The following is a 12,696-nucleotide window of genomic DNA, read 5'->3' on the forward strand; positions in this document are numbered from 1 at the left end:
CAAAAGGAAAAGGTCTTTTATGAAGAAGATATTCCTTTTAATGATGCTTGCTGTAGGGATCGTTTTTTATGCGGATGCACAGCATGTGAGAGTAAGGTTGGATTTCCCGGGGAATGTAGTTCTGCGGCCGGCTGGCCCGGCACCATTCAGGTCCGCAGTTTGGGTTAGCCCGCAATGGCGCTGGCGGTCGGGAAGATATGTAGCTGTTTCGGGATATTGGGCCCGCCCACACCGTCATCGAAGCGTTTGGATGGATGGGTACTGGCGTCATTCCCGGAAGGGCTACGTCTGGGTACCAGGTTACTGGATATAGGGCTTTTTTTCATTGTGTTTGTATACGGCCTGCCATTATTGGCAGGCTTTTTTATATAATTAGTTGATCTTATACGAGCATGGAAACAAAACACAACCGAATATTGTCCTTTCTTGGTCTTTTCCCCCGTTCTTTCCGGGAATTGAAAAGAAATGATCCATTGCGTATGGCGGGGGCGACGGCATTCTTTACCACATTTGCATTGCCTCCCATATTGATCATTCTCTTCCAGGTGTTCAGCCTTTTCCTAAGCCGAAAAATGGTAGGTTCACAGTTAATGGAGGTAATGTCTTCCACACTGGGTCAGGCAGGTGCGGAGCAGATCAGGCAAACAACCCGCGGATTCAGAATGCTGATCACTAATTGGTACATCTCGGTCATTCTTTTTGTTTTCTTACTGTTTGTTGCTACAACACTTTTTGTTGTTGTGAAAAACACTCTTAACGATATATGGCAGGTAAGAATAAAAGAGAAGCCGGGAATTTTTTTCGGACTGAAGAATCGAGCGAGATCATTTGCAGCAATCATACTTGCAGGAATATTTTTTATGGCAAGTATAGTGATAGATAGCTTCGAGGTTTTTGCAGGGAAATATATGACGCGGATCTGGCCGGGCGGAGGGCAATATTTTTCTGGTATTTTAAACGATCTGTTGGGAGCTGTGGTTGTGTCTATATGGTTTACGATCTTGTTCCGATATCTCGCCAATGCACATCCCTCCTGGAAAGTTTCCATGGTGGGCGGTGTGATCACAGGTGTACTTTTCTCCATTGGGAAAAATATACTTGCTGCGCTGATGCGCAATAGTAATCTTGACAATATCTACGGGACATCCGCTTCGATTGTCCTGATCCTTTTGTTTGTATTTTATTCTTCTTTTATCCTGTACTTTGGAGCTTGTTTTATAAAAGTATATTCTGATGAAATCCAGGACCCCTTACGAACTGCCCGAAAGGCATATCGTTTTCATTTCGCAGAGTTAAAAGAAAAGGCGTAAGATTGTTTAATGTTAATGCTCGGCATCATAAAGATCTCCCTGCGAGTCGAGGATCTCCCGATACTTGCTGAAAAGCTTGCTTTTGGAAATGAAGCCAAGAAAATTTCTTTCTTTATCAAGAACAGGTAAATACCAGCTTTGCGTAATGTCAAACTTCTCCATTACTATGTGCATATCCTGGTCTTCACCGATTGTATCAGCAGGTTTCTTTACCAATTTCCGGAGAGGCGTTTTGTCAAAAAGTTCTGGTTGAAACAATAGTTGCTTGATATCATTCAATTCGATAATTCCAGCAAATTTTCCTTTCTGATCATGTACTGCGAAAATATTACGCTCGCTTTTCTTGATGATATCCACAAGAGCGCGCAGGTTCTGATCTATGCTGATGTTATCATATCGATCCTGCAACATGTCCGTCAGCTGGATCGACGTAAGAATATTTTTTTCCTTCTTGTGTGTGAAGATCTGCCCTTCTTTTGCAAGCTGTCGCGTTTCCATTGAATAAGGATCATAGCTTTTCACAATGAAAAATGAGATGGCTGATACGATCATCAGCGGAATGAAGAGCTCATATCCGTTAGTTATTTCAGCAATAAGGAATATTGCTGAAAGCGGACAATACATAACGCCACTGAGCACGCCAGCCATTCCAACGAGGCTAAAGTTTCCTTCAGGAATTTTTACCCAGCCTGTAATGTTGAGTAATTTCGAAAAGAAGAATCCAAGATAGGAACCAGTAAAAAGAGAAGGCGCGAAGTTGCCGCCATTACCACCACTTCCGATCGTGATCGCGGCGGAAAGTGGTTTTAATAGAACGATCAAACCGGTGAAGATCACTAAAGACCAGTCTTCGTTCAGCAGGGAAAAGACTGCGGTATTATCATTGATCTCTCCGGGCGTACCATTAGCGAGAGAAGTAATGCTTTCATATCCTTCGCCAAAAAGCGGAGGGAAGATAAAGTACAGGGCCATAAGCATCGTGCCGCCAATGATTGCTTTTCCATAGGCATTGAGTTTCCAGTGATGCAACCGGGTTTCCGTTCCTTTAAAAGTGCGGGCGTAATATCTTGAAACGAATCCTGCAAGAACCCCCAGCAATACATAGAAAGGCACATTGCGATAGTCAAATGTAGATTTCAGAACGAAATTAAAAAGGAAAGATTCCTGTAAAATGATCTTTGAACATAGCGCGCCAACAACAGATGAAATGATTAGTGGGATAAAATAACTAACAACAATTGCTTCTGTTAACAATACTTCGATGGCGAAAATAACACCAGCGATCGGCGCATTGAATACCGCAGCGATCCCGGCAGCCGCGCCGCAACCTATGAGTAAAGACCGCTCACGGTAATTGAGATCGCTGATCCTGGCCGTGTTTGATCCGATAGCGGAACCGGTTGCCACGATGGGAGCTTCAAGACCTGCTGAACCCCCAAGCCCTACGGTCAATGAGCTCGTGACAATATGCAGATACGTATGTTTTAATGGAATGAAAGAAGATTTTCTTGCGATAGACCGCAAGACCATTGCTATACCTTTTTCTATATGTGAATGAAAGAACAGTTTTATCACCAAAACTGTCAGAAGTAAACCAATTACAGGAAACAGCAGATAGGAAAACCGGCTTACATCAATATGCTTGATCCAATCCTGCAGATAATGCACAAGTGTTTTCAAAAGAACCGCAGCAAGCCCTGAAAACAAGCCGGTGAGTGTTGCCACGAGCATGATGTATTGCACCCGTGTCAACTTTGTACGTAAAGAATAAACGACAAACTGATACACTTGCTTTACTGGCCGCATGTAAGTATTACGTTTTATAAGTTATATCAACTGATGCTGTTCGAATTGAACAGATTTTAGCCAAGCAGCTTTTTTGCCACTTCCAGATCTTCGGGTGTATCGATCGCAACATTTTGAAAGGTAACTTCTGCCATCCGAATACTCACTCCGTTCTCCAGATATCTGAGCTGCTCAAGTTTTTCCTCTTTTTCAAGAACACCGGCCGGCCAGTTAGTAAAATCGAGCAGCGTTTGCTTGCGGAACGCATAAACTCCGATATGCAGGAAATAAGGAGCTTCGATGACTGTATTGGCTCTGAATGGGAGTGGACTTCTGCTAAAATACAGCGCATCCATTTTTTTATTAACCACCACTTTTACCTGGCTGGGACTATTAACGTCATTGATGCCACTCATTCGTCTCATCAGAGAACCAACTTTAACAGTGGGGTCATCAAAAAGGCGGACAAGTTTTTCAAGCGGTTCTCTTTTTACAAATGGCTCATCTCCCTGAACATTGACAACCACGTCTACATCCATATCCTGGATTGCTTCAGCGATCCGGTCGCTGCCACTTTCATGCGTCTTTTTACTCATTATGGCTTTGCCTCCATGGGAGGTGACTTCGTCAAAAATGATGTCGCTATCTGTTACCACGACCACCTCATCAAAAAGTCCGGTAGCAACGCTGCCGTCATAGGTATGTCGGATGACGGATTTATCACCTAACTGTTGCATGAGCTTGGCAGGGAACCGGCTTGCGGCATAGCGGGCCGGAATCATCGCAATGATCTTCATAGTTGCAAAAGTAGGTAATGGGGAGGGATTAGCAGTATTGATAGAGAAGGGTTTGAGCTGGTGTGAGGCAGATAAAGAGCAAGGCGGGCTCTGATCAGAAATAAGGAAGAATAACTGCGTTTTGTTTCAATGGCCAGTTTGATCGGCAGAGCGTTCGCCCACGGAGCCCGCACGCCAGGTATAAAAGCATTCTTGCCAGGGAGAAAGAATAAGTAATATGAAACAAAAATCCAAAACGAATCAAAATGGCGCCTTTTCTAAAAAAAGTGGATAAAAGCGCTGAAAATTATCGTGAGAGTAAATATTCTCAATTTATTTGATGCCGACCATCAGCTGAACCACTATCTAGCAAGAGCAGATCGAAATGGATGGATGATCAGGCAAGTGGCAATGATATACTCCTGCGGTATACAATATGATGTATGATTATCGACACGGGACTGATTTTTCGGGACCCGGAGAGCAGTATTGACGGAATTTCCTAACGACAGGAGGATAGTTGAGGGGGAAGAAAGGGGAACGTAATTCGTTTGGGTCCGGGAAGGAGGGGTAGAATCCGGGGCGATACTTTCCGCGGGAGGTATTATTGATTGGGGGGTCATGGCAGGTCGTTAGATGGGGAGCATTACGTTTGAAAATATCCTCATAACCTTCCCCGCCCTGCCGGGCTCCCTCCCCCGCCTCCACCACCATGATGCCTGTCTTAGGAGAGGGTAATAGGTTCCTCCGGCGGAGATTGCCAGCCAGGCAAAATCACCCATCAACAAAGCATGACCATCCCTCACCCTTTGTGCTGAAAGCTTTCTGGCTAAAAACAAACTTCCGGAATATGTTTAACAGCCAGGATGTAAATATCAGGCTGTTCAAACCTATCCCCATGAGGAAAAAACAATTTATAAAGGGAAAAAACTGATGGTTTTCCGACAGGTCATCCACAGCTCATGGTTCCATTTTCTGGAAAGGCTTCTTTAATAAACTAACAAAATCCTCGTCCTTTTCATTCGGATAATACCTGTCCAAACCATAACGGATCTTGCCGGCATCCAGTATCTTAAACGTTCCAAAAAGACGGTCCCAGATAGAAAAGACAGCGCCATAATTAGAGTCAGTAAAAGGTTGTTTCCAGTGATGGTGAACCTTATGCATATTCGGAGAGATCAAAAAATAGCTGAGCGTATGATCCAGCTTTTTGGGTAAACTGATATTGGCATGGGTAAATGCCGTAGCCAGTACAACCAGGGTTTGATAGATCATCACACTGAACATTGGCGCTCCGGAGACAAATATCAATAGCAGAAAGAAAATACCGCGTAGCAAACTATCGCCCGGATGGTGGCGCAATCCTGTCGTTACATCAACATTATTATCGCTGTGATGGATCAGGTGAAACCGCCATAACAAAGCCGTTTTATGCATCACAAAATGAACCAGCCAGCTACTGAAATCCAAAGCAAGCACACCGATCAGTATCGTAAAAAATAGATTGGCATTGAACCAGTATACAAGACCAAACCCCGTTTGATTACACCAGTCTGATAGTTTTACGATCAGGACCGCAAGAAGAGTGTGAATGATCAGATGAATAACAGTAAAACCGAAGTTTACCGACGCATGCCGCAGCTTATTCTTTTTATACTGCATCGGAAGCAAAGGAATTGCTCCTTCGATTATCCAGAAAATAAGCAATCCGCCTACCAGGATAGCCATCCGCTCCAGCGGTCTTTGCTCAAGAGTAGAAAAGTATTCAATGATACGATCCATGACAAGCGATTGTATCAGTAAGTTACGAAGTTAATCCGGAATAGTAAGTTCAGCAGACTTGCCATCAACAGGCTCTTTAAATTGAGTGTTGCAATTAGAACACAAATAAAGCTTCTCTGTCCCAAGGATGGATTTTCCAAGGAAAAAAGCCATCATCGACTCAAGCCAGTATCCCGGCTTGGAAGGAATACTGATAGAGCCAAAATTATGAGAGCCACAGTTTGGACAGCTAAGCGTGGCTATATACGCCGCCTGTTCGCGGATCAGAATATCAGTTGCCTGTTGTGCCATTTCTGCCGGCACCATTAATTTGATACCACCGACAGCATTGGTCAGAACAGGATTTACTGTTACAGAATTTTCATCCTTCAACCAGCCGTCTATTCCTTCTTCCTTCAACCGGCCCAGGTCAATGTGAGCGGGAACATAATTGTCATATGTGCGGATGGGAACAAATTTCATTAGCGTAAAGTACAAAAAAAGGGTTGACAATCCGGAAGGAATCCGTGTCAACCCTGACTATTTTCAAAGCTAAATATTTACTGATTCAACATCAGCGGCATAACCAGCATCAGCAGCTCTTCTTCCTCGTCCTGGTCTGTAGGTTTGATCAGGCCGGCTTTTGTTGGTGTGGATAATTCAACATTTACTTCATCTCCATCCGCTGCATTCAGCATTTCGATGAGAAATTTAGCGTTAAATGCGATCATCAGATCTTCGCCATTATACTGACATTTCATCCGTTCCGTTCCTTCAAAGCTGAAGTCAACGTCTTGTGCTGCCAGCTGCAGTTCACTTCCACTGATATTGAGGGCAACCTGGTTGGTGCTTTTATTACTGAAAATGCTTACACGGCGCAACGCACTCTGGAAATCACTTTTATTTACGGTTAGACGATACGGATTGTCTGCCGGGATCACCACTTTATAATCCGGGAATCTGGCGTCGATCAATCGGCAGCTCATTTGAGTTGTACCGTGTTTTACAAACAGGTGATTGCTATTGTAGCTGATCGTTAATTCATCACCATTTCCAGGAATGGCAGTTTTTAAAAGATTCAGCGGTTTGCGTGGTACGATGAACGTGTCAGATTTCGGACAGCTGACGTCTTTTCTCTTATAACGAACCAGGCGATGAGCGTCAGTGGCAACGCACTGCATGCCTTTTTTATCTAATTCAAAGAAAACACCGGTCATTGCGGGACGAAGATCGTCTGTACTTGTCGCGAACAGTGTTTTGTTGATCGCCGTAATAAGAGCGGAGGCGGTCACGGTAAAAGACGTTGTGTCGTCTGAAACCGGTTCTTTTGGAAAGTTATCCGGGTTTTCGCCCATAACCTTATACTTACCATTATCGCTGGTGATTTCAATCGCGAAATTCTTATCGATATTGAAAGTCAACGGCTGATCAGGGATATTTTTAAGAGAATCCAGCAGGATTTTCGCGGGAATACAAACTTTTCCACTGTCTTTCGCCTCTATATCCAGTTGTATACGCATTACCGTCTCAAGATCGGTAGCCACTACGGTGAGCTTATTCTTTTCAACCTCAAAAAGGAAATCTTCAAGGATGGGTAAAACGGTGTTGGCGTTGATCACACCAGAAATATGCTGCAGCTGCTTTAAGAGAGAAGAAGATGATACAATAAACTTCATCGTACAAATCGTTTGGGCGAAACTACTGATTTTTAATATATCTAAAATATAGTTTGTCCACCGATTGTTGGTTGTTTGCTGGCCATTGTCCGTTGACAGGGAAAACCAGCGCCAGCTGTTTCACGCATTTAAAAAGAAGGGAGGGAAACCGCCGGGATTCACCTGTTTTTCAGGCAGAATCCAGCCCGTTTTTCACGATAAGCGGCCAACAGATAATGGTCAACGGACAACGAAACAAAATGGCACATTTTCATACGTAAACGCGTATCTTTCAGGCACCCAAATCTTGTGCTGATTATGTTTGAGAAACTCTTTGGATGGGGAAAAAAGAAACCGGCGTCCGCGCCCGAATCGGAAATCCCCTTTGGCCGCTATTCGGATAATAATAAACCCGTATCGAAAGTAAACCGATGGACCGACGCAGATAATTTCTTCAAGGAAAAAAAATACCCTGAAGGCCTTGACGCTTTTTTTGACTACCTGCGCGATGATAATGCGAAAAACGTCGTGTATGAGAGAAATGGCGCCGAAGGTCGTTTCGAGTTCTATCAGGGATCTAAGATCGTCCGGGGGATATTCGACAGCCGTGCACTGAAAGCAGAAGTTACACTGGCCAAAATGCCCCAGTCATCTGTGCCAGTAATGAGGCGACTCCTCGAAATGAACTTTAGTCTATACTACAGCCGTTTCGCCCTGGACAATGACCGCCTTTGCATGCGATTCGATAGCCATATCGAAGCCGCAAATCCCAGCAAACTGTATTACGGACTGAAAGAGCTTTCCACAAAGGCCGACAAACAGGATGATCTGCTCGTGCAGGATTTTTCCTCACTCGAAACCGTGGACAGTGAACATGTGATCACCATTCCTGTCACAGAGAAAGAGATCAAGTATGAGTACATGCAGAAATGGATCGCGCAAACACTCGATACCATCACAGGCCTCGACGCGGATAAGTTCTCCGGGGGAATTGCCTACATGCTGCTTTCTCTCGTTTACCGGATTGACTATCTCGTTACCCCGGAGGGAAAACTCTTGTATGATCTCGAAAAAATAGCAAACATCTATTTCAAAAAAGACGAGCGTCCCGCTGTGGAAAAAAACCGAGATATGGTGGAAGAATTCCGCAAACTACAGGCTCGCACCAAAGAAGAGATCTTCACCTACTTATTCAGATCCAAATACACCTTCGCAATCGTTGCCCCGCAAAATTATAAAGCCGTATCCGATTCCATTCACGGGGCCAACCAAAGCATGGTCTGGTATCGCGATAATAACTATCCATTTATCGCCACGCAGGTAACAGAATATGGCATTTCCTATTGCCAGTATTCGTACAGTCTGCCGAAAGTGATCACCCAACTGTTCCATCTTTACATGCAGGTGAACTACAGCGAATATTTTGCTGCAATCGGAAATAAGAAGGGATATTACAATACCGCCAATAACCATTTTGATAACGAGGCCATCATTGACCAGGTTAAAACAATACAGGAAAAATGGAGGGATAAGTATCCAAATATGGATTTCAAAACGCATAACCTGCGGTTTGATACCCTTGTTAATTTCAACCAGACATTTACAACAGAGCTGGAGTTTCTTAATATGGAGAGCAAGTAGGCCTGAAATACCTTGTGAAGAAAACAAAAAACTTCGAAATGGACGCGCAGCAAATTATTGAACAATACCAGAATGCCGTAATTCAAATAGCAACCGCCACCGGTACAGGAACAGGCTTTTACGTGAAAGAGTTTGACATCATTGTAACAAATGATCACGTGGTTGCGGAAAATGCGGAAGTTACCGTTGCCGGTAAAACTTTTGACAAGTCAATGTCACGCGTCTGGTATACGGACCGTAAACATGACCTTGCGTTTCTTGAGGCGCCGAAAGATATTCTTCTTCCGGAAGTAAAACTTGGATCTTATGAAAAAATGAAAGATGGCGACCAGGTTGTCGCGATCGGACACCCATACGGACTGAACTACACCGCCACACAGGGAGTGATCTCGAAAGTGGACCGTATTCGTGACGGCCTGAAATTTATTCAGATAGATGCAGCGATCAACCCGGGTAACAGCGGTGGTCCATTGGTGAACTATGATGGCGAGGTGATCGGCGTAAATTCATTCATCATTCGCGGTGGCGATAACCTGGGCTTTGCACTCCCGGTAAACTACCTCCGCGAAGCCTTACAATTATACAGTCCTAATCGCGGACTCGCATCCACCCGTTGTTTCAGCTGCGGATACCTTGTAACCAGCTCCAATATTGACTCTACAAAATATTGCCCCAGTTGCGGTACGGAAGTAAAACTTCCCGAGATCCCTGAAAAAGAGATCGAGCCCGTTGGAGCAGCAAAAACGATAGAAGAGATACTAAAAGATCTTGGTAAGAATGTCCGCCTCGCCCGTGAAGGCGCCAATAACTGGAGCGTCAAAGAAGGTTCTGCAAAGATCAAGATCACCTATAATCCCGAGAACTTTTTCGTTGCCGGAGACGCGTATCTCTGTCAAATGCCATCCGATCCTACAAAGATCAAACCGCTGTACCAATTCCTCCTGCAGGAAAATTATCAGATATCCGGAATGGTGCTCAGCTGCATGAAGCAAAACATTGTCCTCAGCTGTATCATGTATGACATGGATATGAATAAAGAGAACGGTGCAGAATCGTTTCGGAATCTTTTCAAACAGGCTGACTACTACGACGATTTCCTCAAAAAAGAATATGGCTGCCTCGACAGGCTGGAAGAATAGCAAAAAGAACAGGTAACAACATAACCCGTTACTGATTTCTTAAAACTATTCTCATGTATAAAAAACAACTCACTAAAGAACAGGCGCTGCAGAAGCTGCGTCACTATTGCGCTTACCAGGAACGAAGCCATAGCGAAGTAAAGGATAAACTGTACCAGCTGGGCATTTGGAAAAAAGATCATGATGAGATCATCGCTTCACTTATTGAGGACAATTACCTGAATGAAGAGCGTTTCGCCATTGCTTTTGCCGGTGGAAAATTCAGAATGAAACAATGGGGACGCGTTAAAATCAAATACGAACTTAAACAAAAACAGGTAAGCGATTACAGCATTAAAAAGGCGATGAAGCAGATCGATGAAGAAGATTATTTAAGACTGCTGGAAAAACTGGCAGAAGAAAAATATGCAAGCCTGAAGAATGAGCAATACCTGGTTCGGAAAAAAAAGACACAGGACTATTTAATGCAAAAAGGCTTTGAGCCGGATCTGATCATGCGGACGGTGAACGCCCTTACACAAAACTGACAAATAACAGATGATAAACAGCCCATCGCTATATCATGGCGATGGGCTGTTTTCATTAATCATTCAATAATTATCTTAGTGGTAAATCTTTCTCCCTCTCCTTCAAGAAGGACAACATAAAATCCTTTTTTCAACGAAGGCAGATCAAGGATGAAAAAGCCGGAATTCCCATTCAGCGATTTATTATAAACCTCCTGCCCGCTGATGGTAGAGATCCGCACCCTGTCGATCACGGATCCGCTCACCACATTAAGTCTGGAGTTGTTTACAATCGTTGGATATACTTTCACATCGCGGGATCTTTCAGTTCTTATAGAGATCACTGCGGAGTAACTACGCGAGTTATTAACTTCGTTTATGCGCAATCTGTAATAAGCATTACCGGGGGAATTAACCGGATGTTTATACGAATATTGATTTGTTCTTCCGTCACTAAACGATGCGACCTGCCCCACAGCCGAGAAGTTTGTCCCATCCTTGCTGTATTCAACAATGAACTCGATGATCCCTTCCTCCGATTCAGCTGTCCACGATAATTCATTATATGAAGAGAAAGACGTTCCTGAAAATCTTGTCAGCTTGAGAGGAGTCACAACGGGAACGATCACTCTGTGAACAGTACCTCCTGAAAGAGAAACGGCATATAACTCTCCCGCCGCATCCTCACTGATGGAGGCAATATTGGCCAGCGCGGGAGTTGGTGTAACTTCGTTCACAGTCCAGCCCGGGCCGTTTGGCTGTATTGCAACAAGCCTGTTGGAGAAAAAGTCAGTCAGTAAATAGGTGCCCTGCAGCGAGGGAAATGCAGCCCCTCTGTAAACATATCCGCCGATCACTGATCGACCCGCTCCGCCTATCTGGTAATCGTAGATCGGATTAATTGCAACGGGATTTACCGTATCACAATCGGCAACACCCGGAGCCCCGCTATTCGCGATCAGCCCTTCACGGCAGGGCCATCCGAAATTTGGACTAACGGAGGCCGCCGGCAGATAATTGATCTCTTCACGAGCACCCTGGCCCACGTCCGCAATCCACATATCTCCCGTTGTACGGTCAAAACTCCAGCGGAATGGATTTCTCAAACCTCTACCCCAGGTTTCTACAGTTGGGGAACCGGCGTCCACATTTACCCGGAGGATCTTCCCCAATTGTGAGGCCGGGTTCTGCGCATTATTAAAAGGATCATTCCCGCTACCACCATCACCCGTTGCAAAATACAGGTAGTTAACCCCACCTTCCACGCGGAACTGCAGATGTCCGCCATTATGATTCGTAAACGGCTTGGAGATATTTACGTAGGGAGTTGCGCCGGTCGGATCTGCAATATCAGGATCACCCGCCGATCGCTGATAACGCCTGACCACGATGTTTCCATTATTTGCATTGTAGTACACATAGAAAAATCCATTAGTCGCATATTGCGGATGAAATGCCATGCTTAGCAAACCCTGTTCGCCACTGACATCATCAATTACCAGCGAATTGATGTTAAGAAACGGCGTACCTAACAATGCCCCATTATCCCAGATCCGGATCTCACCTGTTTTCTGAACAATAAAAAAACGGTTGGCTGCATCTCCCGGAGCAGAGGCAAGTTCGATCGGCTGGGTCAGTCCCGCCGATGCCGGGATCACTTCCATATAGCCAATCGTGGGCTGGCTGTAAACGGCAGAAGAAAAAACTAAAACGAAAAAAACCGTGCAAAGAGCACGGAAGGAAAAGAAGTAAAGGTTGATGCGCATAGCTTGGTTTTAATCTTGGTCAACAAAATCAATGCCCTAACCGGTCAACGATGCCTGTATCCGGAAAGTTGACCGTTGCGGATTGCTTACAGGCAATGGTCACAACGGTCGAACGGTCTGATCGGACTATTAACTATAAAGTCATAAACCGTGTTCCTGGCGGACCATTCCTGGTGTTCCCTTCATCGTAATAGATCCCGCGCTTATCCGGCTTTTTGCGTGAACACCCCGGTTCATCAGCTTTTTGAGACAAGGTGTATTCCAGGAAGAATTCAGATAAAAATCGGGGGCGAACGCCGTCAATCGTGATCACCACTACATGATCGGCTCAAGCAAAAATGCTGACAGCAAAGAAGG

10 protein-coding genes are annotated in these 12,696 nt (G+C 44.6%); 4 read left to right on the forward strand and 6 right to left on the reverse strand.

Going from position 1 to position 12,696, the window contains the following annotated elements:
- Window positions 1-392 precede the first annotated feature (392 nt).
- Window positions 393-1,310, forward strand: coding sequence for a YihY/virulence factor BrkB family protein (locus LZZ85_RS01950; protein WP_237868240.1), 918 nt, complete (start codon window positions 393-395; stop codon window positions 1,308-1,310).
- A gap of 12 nt (window positions 1,311-1,322) precedes the next feature.
- Here LZZ85_RS01950 and LZZ85_RS01955 read toward each other — a convergent pair whose 3' ends face one another.
- The 5 genes from LZZ85_RS01955 to dnaN form a co-directional block, all read right to left on the reverse strand.
- The gene (locus tag LZZ85_RS01955; protein ID WP_237868241.1) at window positions 1,323-3,116 is read right to left on the reverse strand and encodes a chloride channel protein; all 1,794 of its coding nucleotides are present in this window, start codon (window positions 3,114-3,116) and stop codon (window positions 1,323-1,325) included.
- 56 nt (window positions 3,117-3,172) lie between these two features.
- Window positions 3,173-3,892: a 3-deoxy-manno-octulosonate cytidylyltransferase gene (gene kdsB / locus LZZ85_RS01960; protein WP_237868242.1), complete on the reverse strand. Its 720-nt coding sequence runs from the start codon at window positions 3,890-3,892 to the stop codon at window positions 3,173-3,175.
- Between the two features lie 939 nt (window positions 3,893-4,831).
- On the reverse strand, window positions 4,832-5,653 hold the full coding sequence (locus LZZ85_RS01965; protein WP_237868243.1) for a sterol desaturase family protein: 822 nt from the start codon (window positions 5,651-5,653) through the stop codon (window positions 4,832-4,834).
- A gap of 30 nt (window positions 5,654-5,683) precedes the next feature.
- Window positions 5,684-6,115, reverse strand: coding sequence for a putative signal transducing protein (locus LZZ85_RS01970; protein ID WP_237868244.1), 432 nt, complete (start codon window positions 6,113-6,115; stop codon window positions 5,684-5,686).
- A gap of 77 nt (window positions 6,116-6,192) precedes the next feature.
- Window positions 6,193-7,308, reverse strand: a complete 1,116-nt coding sequence (gene dnaN, locus LZZ85_RS01975) for a DNA polymerase III subunit beta (RefSeq protein ID WP_237868245.1) — start codon at window positions 7,306-7,308, stop codon at window positions 6,193-6,195.
- Window positions 7,309-7,605: 297 nt separating this feature from the next.
- Here dnaN and LZZ85_RS01980 point away from each other — a divergent pair, with 297 nt between their 5' ends.
- From LZZ85_RS01980 to LZZ85_RS01990, 3 genes are read left to right on the forward strand one after another with little or no spacing between them, the layout of a single operon-like run.
- A complete protein-coding gene (locus LZZ85_RS01980; protein ID WP_237868246.1) occupies window positions 7,606-8,928 on the forward strand; it encodes a type III secretion system chaperone family protein in 1,323 nt (440 codons plus the stop codon).
- A 38-nt stretch (window positions 8,929-8,966) separates the two neighbouring features.
- The gene (locus LZZ85_RS01985; protein WP_237868247.1) at window positions 8,967-10,067 is read left to right on the forward strand and encodes a trypsin-like peptidase domain-containing protein; all 1,101 of its coding nucleotides are present in this window, start codon (window positions 8,967-8,969) and stop codon (window positions 10,065-10,067) included.
- Between the two features lie 53 nt (window positions 10,068-10,120).
- On the forward strand, window positions 10,121-10,594 hold the full coding sequence (locus tag LZZ85_RS01990) for a regulatory protein RecX (RefSeq protein ID WP_237868248.1): 474 nt from the start codon (window positions 10,121-10,123) through the stop codon (window positions 10,592-10,594).
- Window positions 10,595-10,653: 59 nt separating this feature from the next.
- Here the strand turns inward: LZZ85_RS01990 and LZZ85_RS01995 are convergent, their stop codons facing one another.
- Window positions 10,654-12,339, reverse strand: a complete 1,686-nt coding sequence (locus LZZ85_RS01995; protein ID WP_237868249.1) for a PQQ-dependent sugar dehydrogenase — start codon at window positions 12,337-12,339, stop codon at window positions 10,654-10,656.
- Window positions 12,340-12,696: the final 357 nt, after the last annotated feature.

It is taken from the genome of Terrimonas ginsenosidimutans (assembly GCF_022012415.1).
Classification (GTDB): Bacteria; Bacteroidota; Bacteroidia; order Chitinophagales; family Chitinophagaceae; genus Terrimonas_A; species Terrimonas_A ginsenosidimutans.